Source organism: Stutzerimonas stutzeri KOS6 (assembly GCF_000307775.2).
GTDB lineage: Bacteria > Pseudomonadota > Gammaproteobacteria > Pseudomonadales > Pseudomonadaceae > Stutzerimonas > Stutzerimonas stutzeri_B.
Genome location: NZ_KK020675.1, coordinates 745,841 through 761,224 on the forward strand (window position 1 = coordinate 745,841; position 15,384 = coordinate 761,224).

Sequence of the window (15,384 nt, forward strand, 5' to 3'; positions counted from 1 at the left end):
ATCGTCCTGGCCGCTGTGCTTCACCCTGGAACGCAGCGCCCAATCACGGAATGATCGAGAGGAACAACGAATGTTCGCCCAGGCCAACCAGAGCCATTTCAGCTTGAGCATCGAAGGCGTCGAACACGACCTGCAGGTGCTCGAATTCAGCGGGCGCGAGGCGATCAGTCAGCCTTACGCCTTTGCGGTGGAACTGATCAGCGAACGGCCTGACCTCGACCTGGAAAGCCTGCTGCACCAGCGTGCCTTCCTCGCCTTCGACCAGAACAGCGCCGGCATCCACGGCATCATCCACCGCATCACCCAGGGCGAATCCGGTAAGCGCATCACCCGCTATCGCCTGACCCTGGTGCCGCAACTGGCCTACCTGGCACACCGCACCAACCAGCGCATCTTCCAGCACCTGACGGTGGAGAAGATCATCGGCCAGGTGCTCGAAGAGCATGGAATCCAGGCCGACGCCTACCAATTTCAACTCGGCTCGATCTACCCCGAGCGCGAGTACTGCGTGCAGTACGACGAGACTGACCTGCACTTCGTCCAGCGCCTGTGCGAAGAGGAAGGCATCCACTACCACTTCCAGCACAGCAGCGACGGCCATGTACTGACCTTCGGCGACGACCAGACCCCGTTCCCGCGCCTGGCGCCGCTGACCTACCAGCAGGACAGCGGCCTGGTGGCCGACGACCCGGTGATCAAGCATTTCGGCGCCCGCCTGGAAACCCGCACCAGCCAGGTCACCCGCCGCGACTACGACTTCGAGAAGCCGCGCCTGCAACTGGAAGCCAAGGCCGAAGGCGATGCCCAGCCCAAGCTGGAAGATTACGACTACCCCGGCCGCTACACCGACCGCGAGCGCGGCAAGCATCTGGCCAAGCGCGCGCTGGAGCGCCACCGCCACGACTTCGAACTGACCCAGGGCGACGGAGACTCGCCGACCCTGGTCAGCGGCCACTTCCTCGACCTGACCGAGCACCCGCGCAACGCCTGGAATCAGCTCTGGCTGCTCACCGAAGTGCTGCACGAAGGCAAGCAGCCGCAGGTGCTGGAAGAATCCGTCACCAGCGACACCCAGCCTGCCGACGGTTTCACCCAGGGCTACCGCAACCGTTTCACTGCCACGCCCTGGGACGTGCCCTATCGCCCACCCCTGGCTCACCCGAAACCGCGCATCCTCGGCAGCCAGAGCGCCGTTGTCACAGGCCCGGCTGGCGAAGAAATCCACTGCGACCAATACGGCCGGGTCAAGGTGCAGTTCTTCTGGGATCGCGAAGGTCAGGCGGATGAGAAAACCAGCTGCTGGCTACGCGTCAGCTCCAGCTGGGCCGGTGATCGCTACGGCGCCATCACCATCCCGCGTATCGGCATGGAAGTGCTGGTCACCTTCCTCGAAGGCGACCCCGACCAACCGCTGGTCACCGGCTGCCTCTATCACGCCGAACACGTGGTGCCCTACGACCTACCGGCGAACAAGACCCGCAGCGTGTTCAAGACCCTCAGCAGCCCCGGCGGTGGCGGCTACAACGAACTGCGCATCGAAGACCGCAAAGGTGCCGAACATATCTACGTTCACGCCCAGCGCGACTGGGACGAAAACATCGAGCACGACCAGAAGATCCGCGTCGGCCACGAACGCCACGACACCGTCGAAGCCAACACCTACAGCCACTTCAAGGCCGAAGAACACCGCACCACCCACGCCGACCGCAAGACCGAGATCAAGGCCAACGACCACCTCACGGTGGGCGCCAGCCAGCACATCAAGCTCGGCAACGGCCAGTTCATCCAGGCCGGCCAGGAAATTCACCTCAGCAGCGGCCTGAAAGTCGTGCTCGAAGCCGGCAGCGAACTGACCCTCAAGGGCGGCGGCAGCTTCATCAAACTCGACGGTGGCGGCGTGACCCTGGTGGGGCCGGTGATCAAGATCAACTCTGGCGGCGCGCCGGGCAACGGCTCGGGGGCAGCGCCCATCCTGCCGGGGGCGTCGAGGCCGGCGGATGCGGATATGCCGGGAATTCCACTGGAAGCCCTGGTAAAACAAAACATGCTGTTTCGCAGCACCCGAGCTGGCGTATGTGAAGTGTGCGAAGCCGCTAAGGCATCAAAGGGAGATAAGGCATGAGCGCCCCGATGCCCGAAGGAAACGGTGCCGTTCTGCTAGACGGAGCTCGTTACGAGAGCGCGACGGCGTGGCTTTATCAGTGCTTCCCTGGCCATCAACCAAGACCGTTATTGCTCGGTACGGCGTATGAGCCCATAGCGGACGCTGGCCCTATTTTGCTGGATGCTCCGGTTGGCAGCATGGCCTATGACGCCTGGAGACACGGAACCGAAATCAAGGATGGTCTCTGGCTGGAAAGCGATGCTTCGATGGACGATCTGCAGCGCATACTGCAGCGCCGCCTGCGCATCTTCACCCCAGAACATCGCGAACTCTGGCTACGCCTGGGTGACGCCCGGTCTCTGCATCAGGCATGGCAGCGCGAAGGGCAATGGCCGGAGGGATTCTGGCACCGAATCTCACGCATCTGGCTTCATCACGAAGGCACAATCTTCTGCGCCTGGCAGAACGAACAGCCCGAGAAAGACGACGCGCCAGCCACACTAGATCTCGCCGCGCAAATCACGCTCGACTGGCGACTGCTGGAAGCACTTGCCGAACAGGACGACACGGCACAGGAGGCACTGCTATGACTGCTCAAACTCCCGCCCCATCCAGCTTGACGGTCGCTGGATGCCCGCTGCTCAGCGCTGTACTCCCGCTACGCTATGCGCTCGGCCCGACCCTGACAGTGGATACCAGCGCCTATGGCTTGCCAGCTGTACAGGGAGACTTTCCCGCAATAGGCGATTACTTCGAGCCCCTCCAGGGCCGTCCGCTGAACTACACCGCCCGCCTGTTACGCGATGGCTGGCTGTACGTCTGGCAGAGTGGCCTAAAACAACTGGTCGAGTACCGTGTCAGCGCGGCGGCTTTTACCCAGACAGCGCGCGGCGGCAAAGTCATCGACGGGCGTAGCCTGCCCTATTTACTCCTTCCCGCAGGAACACCGGCCATGTTGGCATGGTCGCCTCGCCAGTGGAGCGATAGCCAGTTCAACTCAGCCAAGGGAAAAGAGGATGTACGTCAGCGCGTGATGCGCACCATCACCCCTGGAGCAGCGCCATTCAGCGGTCAAGCCCGCACGATTCACGAACGTATCGGCGACTACATGGACGCCAACTGGTATGGCTGGAGTTGCGAGCCCTCTACCAGTCACCGCCCGGCATGGCCAAAGCTGCTCGACGACATGCAGCGCTGCGAGCAACAAGCCTATGCCTTGATCGACGACCCGTGGGGCGTATTGCTGGATCTGGCCAAGTTGCTTCGCGCTCGTCAGCAGGCGTTCAAAGTCACCCGGCAAGTGCACGGCGAAGATTGGGCAATGGCAGGAGTGCTCAGATCTCTGGCAGAAGGCGACCCGCAAATCGGCGGCCAACTGCGCAGCATCACCAATTACCGCCAGCTACAAACTACCTGGCAGCAGCAAACGCAGGAGGAGGAAGAATACAGCGCCGATGTGCGCCGCCTCAGCGAGCTTTGGTCAGCCTGGCTAAATACCCTAGCGCAGCGCGGCCCTGCCAGCCTGGATACTGCCTGTGGCCACTTCGACATTACCCAGCCCGATCCACGTGCAGAGCTGGAACTCCATTTCGCTGCAGCCTGCCTCGGCCCGGCGACAACCGGCCCCGGAGCCAAGGCCATAGCGAATGCCCTGACACTCCAGCAGCAAGAGGGCAAACCCTGGCTGGTTTGGGCGTTACTGGGCTTGGGCAAACGCCTCGGTGTCGGCGAAATCAATTCCCTGGTAGGGCTGGCTGACGGCGCAAGAGACAACGGTGCAAGCGCGCTGAACGAAGCACACAAACTGGCGCAATTGCTGAACCAGGCAGCCGATAAACTGGGCCGGCATATTCTGGGTTCGCCATTGGAAGCCCTGTTTACAGCGCTCGCTCCCATCGTCGGTCTGGGCCTGCAGAAAGCCGACGACGGCTCCAAAGCCGCCGGGCGCCTCTACCTCGCCGCAGCTTTGGCACGAAGCCAGCAGCGCCTGGCTATCGAGGCCGTCAGTCAGCGGCAACTAGGCGAATGGATGAGCGATCTGATGGGCACACGCCCTAATCTGCCAGCCCGTCTAAAACCCACACAGCTCAGTGTTGCGGTCAGCGAGGCAATGCCGTTCTTCCGCCTGCTACCGGCCAAGGACTTGCCGCCCCTGCCTACATCCATGGCGTCGGATGTAAACCTCAAGGGAATACTTGATCTTGGCAAAAGGACACTAGAAAAAGCCCCCATCAAATGCCTGGTAGCACTAGTGGCGGGGGTGAATTTTGTTTGGGCAGGTAAAGAGTTTTATCAGGAGAGGAACGTCAAACGCTTCCTGAACGCAATGGGTAGCACGTTCGGTATTTCTTCTGCTGTTTTCGCAACCCTCCAAAAAGTTGCTGAAGTAGACTGGGAAGCAGCAGTCAAGCTCAATGGGGCCACGCACATCGCTTCGCAGAAAGCTTTGGCTGATGCACTGGGCGTGGGCGCTAAAGCATCGATCCTACAATCGGTGACCTCGGGCTTCGACGTATTGGTCTATGGCTTCGAAGCGCTAGAGAGCTACCAAGCAGGCGACCTGGACACCACAGCCATCAATGCCGGATTGACCCTGGCCTCCGCCGCCAACTTGCGCCTTTACGTGCAGAGCTTTCGAGCTATACGTGCCGCACGCGCCGCAGTCATCGCTGGCGAGGTTGCCGTCATAGGTCGCGGCGTTAGCGTGGCGCCACACCTGGCCGCCCGCGCTCTGGGGTGGACCATCCTGATCGTCGGCGGAGTAATTGCCCGCCAATATACCCAGGACACACCTCTTGAAACCTGGGTCAAACGTACCCGATTCGGCACCCGGCCTGCCGACTGGTCTAACAGTTACGAAAAGTCGATGACTGAGTTTTACAAGGTAGTATTCCCCATCAGTTTCGAGGCTTACCGTCTCAACGAATTGAATCCACATCGTGGCATGCAAACCACCACCTACGTCTTGCTAAGGCTGCCAGGCAAGAGCGCACTGACTGATGACATGATCCATTTCAAAGGGCACGAAACCTGGGGCAGCTTCTTCGGCTTGGGCGGCACACGCAAGGCCGTGGAATGGACCGGGAAGGACTTCGATCACCACGGCGGCACACGGGTCAAACCCGAACCTGGCGTGGCTGTCTACCGCCGCGTTTATCACGAAGAGAACGGTAACAAACTCGACGCCATTCGCGGTGAACTGAGCTATTCACCCGTCGAGGGACTGACTCTCCCCCCCATAGCAATCAAGGAACTTGCATGGCTGTAAGCGACCTGATCCAACAAGCCCGTAATCGCTTCGGGCAGGCCCCGAGTGTGCTGTTGCGCGCCAATGAGCCCACTGGTGAGAAGCCTTGGGAGATGTTCGTTACCGATGAACATACCGAGCATTACCTAGCGCTGAAGCCCGGCGGGGATACTGATCGAGGAATGCTCACCGGGGCAGTAGGAGGAACCGGCGGATTAGTGATGATTATGTTCTCCTTGGTCTTCGCATTACAGGGAGATATTAGTGATGCACTTTTTACACTCTTATTGACCACCAGTATTGTCCTACCAGTTTTCTTATGGGAAACCCGCCGTCCACTCCCCTTACCGATACTCTTTAACCGCCGCACCCGAGAAGTCTATTTCGATCACAATGGCAAGCTGTACCACAGCCCCTGGGACAGTATACAGGCGCTGGCAGGCGAGTTTGTTATGGTTGGCCCACATACCGGTGGTATGCGAAATGCCTCACTGGAAATCCTCGTACGCCGCCTCGGCGAGCCCGATAACGCCTTGCTGGTAAGCCTTGGTCTACCGATGGGCAAAACCCTGCAAATGCAAAAAGGCCTCTGGGAATGGCTACGCGCCTATATGGACAATGGTCCCTGGTTCGATGAGAACGGCCAGCGCAGCGACTCCGATGCATACGTAAAGAAAATGCTTTCTGCCCATACCAAACCCACAGGATTTCTTGCCTTCCGGCGACAAAAGATTACCGAGAAAAAAGTAGCCAATGAGGGCAAGAACTACTTGGAGTGGACCGATACGGTGCTGTATTTGGGGCATTTACTCTTCTATCCGATGAACTGGCTGCAGGAGTTCACCTATAAAATCGCCAAGCGCCGTTCCCGTAATCGCTGGCCACAGATTGTCACAGAACGCCTACAGCCAAACGGTCCGACTACGCGCCTTATCGATCTGGAACGTGAGCGTGGACTGGACGTATAGCATCGTCAGTCCGCGCGTAACCGTACATACACTCAAAGAAGTCAAGGAAAGACCATGCAACAAGCCACCTGGAACCATGCCCAATACCTCAGCGTACTCTCCTGGACCATGCTGAGTTCTGCCATTACAAGCGCACAGCTATTTCTTGTATTTTTCCCTTTTGGCAATATGGATGAGTACGTGCTTGGTTGGCCTCTCGGACTATCGCTGACCGCAAACGCCATTCTTGTTATTGCGTCTGCATTGGGCCGACGCGACCAACATGTTCGCGTCTCGTTGACGGATAACGGAATTCAATACGATGACGAATCCGAGTCCTACCGTCGCAAAGAACTGCTCCAAGCCAATGAGATCAAGAAAATCCGTGTTCGAAGAAATCCATTTTTCAAGTCACTGACAATTGACATGAAGGAAAATAACCAACGTTTCTTTTTGAGTAACGTTTCTATAACAGACGATTTTCTGGCTGGCGTACAAGCGTTAATTAACAAGGGAACAAGCTGAGGCTCATCAGGGCGATTCACCGCATAACTAAAAAGGGGCGCCAGTTGGTGCCCTTGTCGTTTCTCTTGTCTGCTTATGCCACCGACAGTTCCCGCAGTGCCGCAGTGGCCAAAAAGCCAGAGCGGGAGGCATAGCGGTGGCCTTTCTTCACCATCTCGTCAATCCGCTTCAGCAGATTTTCCGGCAGGGTGGCATTGAAGCGAATGGCTTCCCCCAGATACGGGATCACATCAAAATCGACTACAGCCCACACACCACCGGCATAGAGTCGGAATTTCCCATATGCGCGTCTACCTCCTGCGCACGCGGGAGCGGATCACCATCAGCCACCAAGCCTTCAAAGTGAAGGGCTAGGGCTTCCTGTGCGTTTTCCAGAGACTCCGAGACAGTGGCGCCTGCCGAGAAACAGCCCGGAACATCGAACACAGTCACCCCATAGTCCGAATCAGCGTCTTTGTGCAGTACGACTGGAAATTTCATTGCTTCTACCTCTAACGATTCATCTAACGAGCTGCTTATGCAGTCCTGGTCACACAACGGGCCGTCATTTGAGAGGTGTTGCCGGCCTCAATTTAGGCCGGCTTGTTTCAGTATGTTGTGCAGCGTTCCCTTTGATACTTCTGACTTCGGGTGTGTGGAACCGTCACCCGGCCTGGCTTGGTTGGATGCTTGAACTGATGATGACTACTTTTCACCGCCAACCTTGCCCTTTTCTTAAACGGTGGCACTCAACACCGGCACTACAACGCTGTCCGGCAGCAGTCGGGGGACATGAGTGCGGCCATCGATCCAAGCGTCGATCATGTCCGCCCACTCCTGCAGCATGTGCCGGCGCTGCTCCGCGTACTCGGCCTTGTTGTAGACCGAACGCGAGGAGCGACCCTCCTCGTGAGCCAGGCATTTCTCGATCCAGTCGCCGTTGAAGCCCACCTCGTTGAGCAGCGTGGAACCAGTCCTGCGCAGGTCGTGGACGGTGAACGGCTCCAACGGCAGGCCTGCTTCCTTCGCACGGGAGGCAATGAGCTGGGTGATGCGGTTCAGGGTGGCGTGCGACATGCAGCGGTAGATGTCATAGCGCGAGGGCAATACATAGCGGGAACCAGCCGCACAGGTGTGCAGCGCCACGAAGATGTCCATGGCCTGGCGCGACAGGTAGACAACGTGCGGGTTACGCCCCTTCATCCGCTCCTTGGAGATCGTCCAGGTGGCGTTCTCGAAGTCCACCTCATCCCAGGTCGCCTCGATCAGCTCGCTCTTGCGTACCAAGGTCAGCAGCACCAGCCGCAAGGCCAGCTTGATCGTGGGATACGCGGCGATAGTCTCCAGTTGATGGAAGGCCAGCCGAATTTCGGTCGGGCTCAGCGCCCGGTCCTTCGGCGCGAAAATAGCGATAGAAGACGCCTTAACGTCGTCAGCCGGATTCTCGACCTTCTCGCCATGCAGGATCGCGAACGCATAGACCTGTTTCACGATGTCGCGAATATGGACCGAAGTTGCCGGCGCACCGCGAGCCTTCACCTTGGCACACAGGGCTCGCAGGTCGTCAGGGGTGATTTCTGTCAGCAGCCGGTTCGCGAAGACCGGAAGGATGTCGCGGTCGATGATGCTTTTACGCATCGCGCGCGTGCTGTCCGCCATGCGCGCACCGGCCAACCACTTCGTCAGCGTTTCACCGAAATTCTTGGCAGCATTGAGGCGCCGCTTAGCGCGCTGCTGCTCCAGGGAGGGAGACTTGCCCAGAGCGACCATGCGCTTGGCATCGAGCAGCTTCTCGCGAGCCATGGCCAGGGAAATGCCAGTTGGCCCATAGCGGCCGATGGTCAGCGTTTCTCGGCGTCCATTGAGACGGTAGTCGTAGCGAAAGGTGACGGTACCGGTAGGCGATACCGTCACGTACATACCATCGCGGTCGGAAGCCTTGTACAGCTTGGACTTGGGCTTGAGATTGCGCAGTTTGGTATCAGTAAGCATCGAGGTTTTTACTCCTGTTCATGACGGCTTTTACCGTCAAGGGTCAGGAGACCTGTTGATGCCGGGAAAGCCGCACGGGGCAAGCTTTCCCAAGGAGCGATCTACCGTCAAAGACCGGTTTGGACCGGATAGTAAACAGAACGGTCTCAATCCGACCGCTGTTTACTACCGTCACCGCTACCGCCAATCCGTTCTGCTGATCGGCGATAGGCCTCGATAACCATTGCAACGAATTTTCTTTTAAATCAACACGTTGAAATTGGCTATCGATACATCTCAATGAGTCCAGAAGGACTCGACATCACTCCCACTCGATGGTGGCAGGCGGCTTGCTCGACACGTCGTAGGTGACGCGAGAGATGCCTTCGATCTCGTTGATGATGCGGTTGGACACCTTTTCCAGTAGCTCGTAAGGCAGGTGTGCCCAGCGCGCGGTCATGAAGTCGATGGTTTCCACCGCTCGCAGCGCGACGACCCAGGCGTAACGGCGACCGTCGCCGACCACGCCGACCGACTTCACCGGCTGGAACACCACGAACGCCTGGCTGGTCTTGTGGTACCAGTCGAAGTTGCGCAGCTCTTCGATGAAGATATGGTCGGCACGACGCAGCAGGTCGGCGTATTCCTTCTTCACCTCGCCGAGGATGCGCACGCCCAGGCCAGGCCCGGGGAAGGGATGGCGGTAGACCATGTCGTAGGGCAGGCCGAGTTCGAGGCCGATCTTGCGTACCTCGTCCTTGAACAGTTCACGCAGCGGCTCGACCAGCTTGAGGTTCATCTCTTCCGGCAGGCCACCGACGTTGTGGTGCGACTTGATCACGTGGGCCTTGCCGCTCTTGGCGCCAGCCGACTCGATCACGTCGGGGTAGATGGTGCCCTGGGCGAGGAACTGGATGTTGTCCAGCTTGCTGGCTTCGGCATCGAACACGTCGATAAAGGTGCGACCGATGATCTTGCGCTTCTTCTCCGGATCCGCCTCGCCTTCGAGGTTGCCGAGGAACTGCGCTTCGGCGTCGGCACGGATCACCTTGACGCCCATGTTCTCGGCGAACATGGCCATCACCTGGTCACCCTCGTGCAGGCGCAGCAGGCCGTTGTCGACGAAGACACAGGTCAGCTGGTCGCCGATGGCCTTGTGCAACAGCGCCGCGACCACCGACGAATCGACGCCACCGGAAAGGCCGAGCAGGACGTTGGCATCACCAACCTGGGCACGCACCTGGGCGATAGCATCTTCGACGATGTTGGACGGCGTCCACAGTGCTTCGCAGCCGCAGATATCGAGGATGAAGCGGGAAAGGATGCGCCCGCCCTGACGGGTATGGGTCACTTCCGGGTGGAACTGCACGCCGTAGTAACCACGCGAATCGTCGCCCATGGCGGCGATCGGGCAGCTCGGGGTGCTGGCCAGGATGTGGAAGCCGGGCGGAATCTCGGTGACCTTGTCGCCATGGCTCATCCAGACGTCGAGACCGAACACGCCGTCGTCATCCATATGGTCTTCGATGCCGTCGAACAGCTTCGATTTGCCGACCAGATCGACGCGGGCATAGCCGAACTCGCGAACGTCGGAGCCCTGCACCTTGCCACCCAGTTGCTCGGACATGGTCTGCATGCCGTAGCAAATGCCGAACAGCGGCACACCGAGATCGAACACGGCCTGCGGCGCGCGCGGGCTGCCTTCCTCGTGAACCGACTCCGGACCGCCGGCGAGAATGATGCCGCGTGGCGCGAAGGCACGGATGTCGTCCTCGCTCATGTCCCACGGATGCAGCTCGCAATACACGCCGATCTCGCGCACGCGGCGGGCGATCAGTTGGGTGTACTGGGAACCGAAATCGAGGATCAGGATGCGGTGGGCGTGAATGTCTTGGTGAGCCATGAGCTTTCCTTCGGAAAGAGCCTGAAGCTGAAAGCCGGAAGCTGGAAGCCGAAGCCAGGATTTCTCCCGACTCCCGCTGCCAGCTTCCGGCGCCTGTCTAGCTGAGCGGATCAACCCACTCGGTAATTCGGGGCTTCCTTGGTGATCTGCACGTCATGCACGTGCGACTCGGCCATGCCAGCGCCGGTGATGCGCACGAACTGCGGTTTGCTGCGCATCTCGTCGACGGTGGCGCTGCCGGTATAGCCCATGGAGGCACGCAAGCCGCCCATCAGTTGGTGAATGATCGCAGCCAGCGAGCCCTTGTAAGGCACACGGCCTTCGATACCTTCCGGCACCAGCTTCTCGGCACCGGCAGCGGAATCCTGGAAGTAGCGATCCGAGGAGCCCTGCGCCTGGGACATGGCGCCCAGCGAGCCCATGCCGCGGTAGGCCTTGTAGGAGCGCCCCTGGAACAGCTCGATCTCGCCCGGTGCCTCTTCGGTACCGGCGAACATCGAGCCCATCATCACCGCGTTGGCGCCGGCGACGATGGCCTTGGACAGGTCACCGGAGAAGCGGATACCGCCGTCGGCGATCATCGGTACGCCGGTGCCCTCCAGCGCGGCGGAGACATTGGCGATGGCGGAGATCTGCGGTACGCCGACACCGGCAACGATACGGGTGGTGCAGATCGAGCCCGGGCCGATGCCGACCTTGACCGCGTCGGCGCCGGCCTTGACCAGGTCCAGCGCCGCTTCGGCGGTGGCGATGTTGCCGCCAATCACCTGCACCTGCGGGAAGTTTTCCTTCACCCAGCGCACGCGATCGATCACGCCGCGGGAATGGCCGTGGGCGGTATCCACCACCACCACGTCGACGCCCGCCGCGGCCAGCGCCTCGACGCGATCACCGGTGTCGGCGCCGGTACCGACCGCGGCACCGACGCGCAGACGGCCCTGGCTGTCCTTGGAGGCCAGTGGGTAGGTCTTGGCCTTCTCGATGTCGCGGAAGGTCACCAGGCCGCGCAGGTGGAAGTTGCCGTCGACCACCAGCATCTTCTCGATGCGGTGCTCGTAGAGTTTGGTCTTGATCTCTTCCAGGCCGGTGCCTTCGAGCACAGTGACCAGCTTGTCCTTGGGCGTCATGATCGCCGCGACGGAATCACCGGCGTTCGGCGTGAAGCGCAGGTCGCGACCGGTGACGATGCCCACCAGTTCCTTGCCGGACACCACCGGGAAGCCGGAGAAGCCCAGCTCGTGGGCCTTGCGCAGCAGCTCGCTGATCTTGGTTTCCGGGGTGACGGTGACCGGGTCATGGACGATTGCCGTCTCGTGGCGCTTGACCTTGCGCACCTCGGCAGCCTGCTGCTCGATGCTCATGTTCTTGTGAATGATGCCGATGCCGCCTTCCTGCGCCATGGCAATCGCCAGACGGGCTTCGGTGACGGTGTCCATGGCAGCCGAAACCAGGGGAATGTTCAGCTCGATTTCGCGGGTCAGGCGGGTCTTGAGGCTGACATCCTTCGGCAGAACCTCGGAATAACCCGGGATCAGGAGAACATCATCGAAAGTCAGGGCTTCTTGGCTGATACGCAGCATGGCGGGGGCTCCCAGGCGGGAAAAAGGAAGCGCGGCATTATACCCACGCAGCCCACCACGCTCAATGCGGTTGTGCGCTCCGTCGCGCACGATCGAGATCGATGCCTTCGCGAAATGACCGAATGGTCACGGGCGATCGATCACCAGCGCCACCTTGAAGCCCAGACGCCCTGCGAACTCGTCGAGAAATGACTGGCGGAAACCGGCCTGCCCCCAACCGTTGAAGATGAAACCCAGGTTGGAGAAGGCGCAGGCCGGAATGAACAGGAAGCCGTTGATATCGTCCTCGAAGCCACACTCCGGACAGGTGAAGTTGTCGGTCTGCCTAGGCATCCACTCGTCGAGGCTTTCGAACAACGCCTCGCCAATCTCGCGGCGGCACTCGGGGCAGCCTGCCTCCTCGGCAAAATCCCGTGTCGGCGCATAGATGCAGCGCCTGGTCACCACCTCAAGGCCGTTGATGGCCTTGCCAAAGGGCAAGCGTTCCGGATGCTGCACGACACTGCGCGCACCGGAAGCGATGGCGTAGCCCATGCCGCCGACACCGCGACCGCAGGTGGTCGGCAACGCCTCGACAATACGGCGCTCGGCCAGCCAGCGCAGGATCATCCGTGCCTTGGCCTCATGGCCGGGGAACGTCGAAATGCGCGGCACGATGATGGCTTGGCTATGGCTCATGAGGACTCGGGGATGAACGGACGAAAGCGCCGCAGCTTAGCGCCGTGCCCGGCCCGGTCAAGGCCAAGCAGACGGACGAAATGCAGTTTCGGTTTCCGCCCGCCCGCGCCCGGCTTATCATCGCCGTCATGCTCAAAGATCCCTTCCAGCGTCTCAATCTCGATCGTGAAGTACTGACCGTCAGTCAGCTCAACGGCCGCGCCCGCCTGCTGCTCGAAGACGTGTTCGCCCAGGTCTGGGTCGAAGGCGAGATTTCCAACCTCGCCCGCCCGGCCTCCGGGCACATCTATTTCACCCTCAAGGACAAGAATGCGCAGGTGCGCTGCGCCCTGTTCCGGCAGAACGCGGCGCGGGTTCGCCAGGCCCTGCGCGACGGTCTGGCGGTGCGGGTACGCGGCAAGGTGTCGCTGTTCGAGGGGCGCGGTGACTACCAACTGATCCTCGACACCCTGGAGCCGGCCGGCGACGGCGCCCTGCGCCTGGCCTTCGAGGCATTGAAGGAAAAGCTCGCCAGCGAAGGCCTGTTCGCCGCCGAACGCAAGGCTGCCCTGCCCGCCCACCCGCGGCGCATCGGCATCGTCAGCTCGCCGACCGGCGCGGTGATCCGCGACATCATTTCGGTGTTCAAACGCCGCGCGCCGCAGGTCGAGCTGACGCTGATCCCCACGGCCGTGCAGGGCCGCGAGGCCACCGGACAGATCGTCCGTGCGCTGCAGCTGGCCGATGCCCAGGGTTTCGATGCGCTGATCCTGGCCCGCGGCGGCGGCTCGCTGGAAGACCTCTGGTGTTTCAACGAGGAAGCGGTGGCGCGCGCGGTGGATGCCTGTGTCACGCCGATCGTCAGCGCCGTGGGCCACGAAACCGACGTATCGATTGCCGATTTCGTTGCCGACGTTCGCGCACCGACGCCATCGGCGGCCGCGGAGTTACTGGCACCCAGCAGTGCGGACTTGCAGCACCGGCTAAGCGGCCTGCAGCAGCGCCTGGTGCTGCGCATGCGCGACCGTCTGCACCGCGACGCCATGCGGCTGGAAGGCCTGACCCGGCGCCTGCGCCATCCGGGCGAGCGCCTGCAGCAGCAGGCCCAGCGTATCGACGATCTGGAACAACGCCTGCTGCGCGCCGTCGACCGCCGCCTGTGCAGCGGCCAGGAGCGCCTCGCCCGCCTGGAAACACGCCTGGCCGCGCAACACCCGGGGCGTTCGCTGAATCTGTTGCGCCAGCGTCTCGAGCATCTTTCCTCGCGTCTGCCGCGGGCGATGCAGGCGAATCTGAAAGGCCGCCGCCAACAGCTACAGGGCCTCGCGCAGACGCTCAATGTGGTCAGCCCGCTGGCTACGCTCAGTCGCGGCTACAGCATCCTGCTCGACGAGCGTGGCCAGGCAATCCGCAGCGCCAGCCAGACGCAACCCGGCCAGCGGCTGAAAGCCCGACTCGGCGAGGGTGAACTGGAAGTCAGGGTGGAAGACAATCATCTGGAACCGGTCACGCTGCCGCTGCTGTAGAAATTGCAGCTGCAGCTTCGCCGGAAATTTCCGGACATCCCTCGCCCTTTCTCTCTTGCGGTGTTTACGCGAGGATGGGCCGTTCTTTGCCAGCGGACCCACCACCTCATGCCTCGCGTCCTTGCACTGCTGCTCTCTCTCGCACTCGCCCTGCCCGCTCATGCCGAAGGCTTCATCACCCGCCTGCTGAACAAGCCGGTGCCCGGCGGCGTTGCCGTCATCGAACTCGGTGACGACGCTACTGCACCGCAGGCCCGCTACCAGGGCAAACCGACGCTGGTGCTGCGTGAAGACGGCAAGCGCTGGATCGCCATCGTCGGCATCCCGCTGTCGGTGAAGCCAGGCACGCAGCAGCTGGAGGTCAATGGCCGCAGCACTGGTTTTCAGGTTGGCAGCCGCAACTATCGCGCCCAGCACATCACGCTGAAGAACCAGCGCCAGGTCAATCCGAACCCGGCGGACCTCAAGCGCATCGAGCGCGAACTGGACGAGCAGACCCGCGCCTACCGCCAGTTCAGCACCAACCAGCCGAGCAATCTGCTGTTCGATCGTCCGGTGGACGGTCCGTTGTCTTCGCCCTTCGGTCTGCGCCGTTTCTTCAACGGCGAGGAGCGCAACCCGCACTCGGGCCTTGATTTCGCCGCCAAGAAAGGCACGCCGATCAAGGCACCGGCGGCCGGCAAGGTCACACTCACCGGTGACTACTTCTTCAACGGCAGGACCGTTTTCGTCGATCATGGCCAGGGGCTGATCAGCATGTTCTGCCATCTTTCCGAGATCGGCGTGAAGGTTGGCGACCCATTGGCGCGCGGCCAGGTGCTTGGCAAGGTCGGCGCGACCGGCCGCGCCACCGGCCCCCACCTGCACTGGAACGTGAGCCTGAACGACGCTCGGGTCGACCCGGCCATCTTCATCGGTGCCTACAAACCCTGAACCACGAGGAAG

11 protein-coding genes and 2 pseudogenes are annotated in these 15,384 nt (G+C 61.1%); 7 read left to right on the plus strand and 6 right to left on the minus strand.

The window, feature by feature from the left end:
- Window positions 1-70 precede the first annotated feature (70 nt).
- The 5 genes from tssI to B597_RS27475 are packed head-to-tail and all read left to right on the plus strand — an operon-like array spanning window position 71 to window position 6,823.
- Window positions 71-2,122, plus strand: coding sequence for a type VI secretion system Vgr family protein (tssI, locus tag B597_RS27455; protein WP_024161695.1), 2,052 nt, complete (start codon window positions 71-73; stop codon window positions 2,120-2,122).
- Window positions 2,119-2,694: a DUF4123 domain-containing protein gene (locus tag B597_RS27460; protein WP_226924948.1), complete on the plus strand. Its 576-nt coding sequence runs from the start codon at window positions 2,119-2,121 to the stop codon at window positions 2,692-2,694. The genes tssI and B597_RS27460 overlap by 4 nt, the downstream gene beginning before the upstream one ends.
- On the plus strand, window positions 2,691-5,372 hold the full coding sequence (locus tag B597_RS27465; RefSeq protein ID WP_003295944.1) for a toxin VasX: 2,682 nt from the start codon (window positions 2,691-2,693) through the stop codon (window positions 5,370-5,372). Before B597_RS27460 ends, B597_RS27465 begins: the two co-directional genes overlap by 4 nt.
- Entirely contained in the window at window positions 5,363-6,319 is a 957-nt protein-coding gene (locus tag B597_RS27470) for a hypothetical protein (protein WP_024161697.1), read from the plus strand. The genes B597_RS27465 and B597_RS27470 overlap by 10 nt, the downstream gene beginning before the upstream one ends.
- 54 nt (window positions 6,320-6,373) lie before the next feature.
- Window positions 6,374-6,823 carry a hypothetical protein gene (locus B597_RS27475; RefSeq protein ID WP_003295949.1) on the plus strand — a complete coding sequence of 150 codons (450 nt, stop codon included), beginning with the start codon at window positions 6,374-6,376 and terminating at the stop codon, window positions 6,821-6,823.
- 73 nt (window positions 6,824-6,896) lie between these two features.
- Here B597_RS27475 and B597_RS27480 read toward each other — a convergent pair.
- The 6 genes and pseudogenes from B597_RS27480 to B597_RS27500 form a co-directional block, all read right to left on the minus strand.
- Window positions 6,897-7,303, minus strand: a pseudogene (locus B597_RS27480) (type II toxin-antitoxin system HicB family antitoxin).
- Window positions 7,304-7,390: 87 nt separating this feature from the next.
- Window positions 7,391-7,551, minus strand: a pseudogene (locus tag B597_RS47520) (type II toxin-antitoxin system HicA family toxin).
- A complete protein-coding gene (locus B597_RS27485; RefSeq protein WP_003295951.1) occupies window positions 7,538-8,794 on the minus strand; it encodes a tyrosine-type recombinase/integrase in 1,257 nt (418 codons plus the stop codon). Before B597_RS27485 ends, B597_RS47520 begins: the two are co-directional and overlap by 14 nt.
- A 301-nt stretch (window positions 8,795-9,095) precedes the next feature.
- Window positions 9,096-10,676, minus strand: coding sequence for a glutamine-hydrolyzing GMP synthase (gene guaA, locus B597_RS27490; RefSeq protein ID WP_003295953.1), 1,581 nt, complete (start codon window positions 10,674-10,676; stop codon window positions 9,096-9,098).
- Between the two features lie 110 nt (window positions 10,677-10,786).
- A complete protein-coding gene (guaB, locus tag B597_RS27495; RefSeq protein ID WP_003295955.1) occupies window positions 10,787-12,256 on the minus strand; it encodes an IMP dehydrogenase in 1,470 nt (489 codons plus the stop codon).
- 126 nt (window positions 12,257-12,382) lie between these two features.
- The gene (locus B597_RS27500; RefSeq protein WP_003295956.1) at window positions 12,383-12,934 is read right to left on the minus strand and encodes a hypothetical protein; all 552 of its coding nucleotides are present in this window, start codon (window positions 12,932-12,934) and stop codon (window positions 12,383-12,385) included.
- A gap of 128 nt (window positions 12,935-13,062) precedes the next feature.
- Between B597_RS27500 and xseA the strand changes: the two genes are divergently transcribed.
- Both xseA and B597_RS27510 read left to right on the plus strand, forming a co-directional pair.
- The gene (gene xseA / locus B597_RS27505) at window positions 13,063-14,439 is read left to right on the plus strand and encodes an exodeoxyribonuclease VII large subunit (RefSeq protein ID WP_003295957.1); all 1,377 of its coding nucleotides are present in this window, start codon (window positions 13,063-13,065) and stop codon (window positions 14,437-14,439) included.
- A gap of 108 nt (window positions 14,440-14,547) precedes the next feature.
- Window positions 14,548-15,372: a peptidoglycan DD-metalloendopeptidase family protein gene (locus B597_RS27510; RefSeq protein WP_024161698.1), complete on the plus strand. Its 825-nt coding sequence runs from the start codon at window positions 14,548-14,550 to the stop codon at window positions 15,370-15,372.
- Window positions 15,373-15,384 lie beyond the last annotated feature (12 nt).

Bases quoted from the DNA above. Each gene is read 5' to 3' on its own strand.
- B597_RS27465 (WP_003295944.1), top strand. From the start codon at position 2,691: ATGACTGCTCAAACTCCCGCCCCATCCAGCTTGACGGTCGCTGGATGC.
- B597_RS27470 (WP_024161697.1), top strand. From the start codon at position 5,363: ATGGCTGTAAGCGACCTGATCCAACAAGCCCGTAATCGCTTCGGGCAG.
- B597_RS27485 (WP_003295951.1), bottom strand. From the start codon at position 8,794: ATGCTTACTGATACCAAACTGCGCAATCTCAAGCCCAAGTCCAAGCTG.
- B597_RS27510 (WP_024161698.1), top strand. From the start codon at position 14,548: ATGCCTCGCGTCCTTGCACTGCTGCTCTCTCTCGCACTCGCCCTGCCC.
- guaB (WP_003295955.1), bottom strand. From the start codon at position 12,256: ATGCTGCGTATCAGCCAAGAAGCCCTGACTTTCGATGATGTTCTCCTG.
- B597_RS27475 (WP_003295949.1), top strand. From the start codon at position 6,374: ATGCAACAAGCCACCTGGAACCATGCCCAATACCTCAGCGTACTCTCC.
- B597_RS27460 (WP_226924948.1), top strand. From the start codon at position 2,119: ATGAGCGCCCCGATGCCCGAAGGAAACGGTGCCGTTCTGCTAGACGGA.
- guaA (WP_003295953.1), bottom strand. From the start codon at position 10,676: ATGGCTCACCAAGACATTCACGCCCACCGCATCCTGATCCTCGATTTC.
- B597_RS27500 (WP_003295956.1), bottom strand. From the start codon at position 12,934: ATGAGCCATAGCCAAGCCATCATCGTGCCGCGCATTTCGACGTTCCCC.
- tssI (WP_024161695.1), top strand. From the start codon at position 71: ATGTTCGCCCAGGCCAACCAGAGCCATTTCAGCTTGAGCATCGAAGGC.
- xseA (WP_003295957.1), top strand. From the start codon at position 13,063: ATGCTCAAAGATCCCTTCCAGCGTCTCAATCTCGATCGTGAAGTACTG.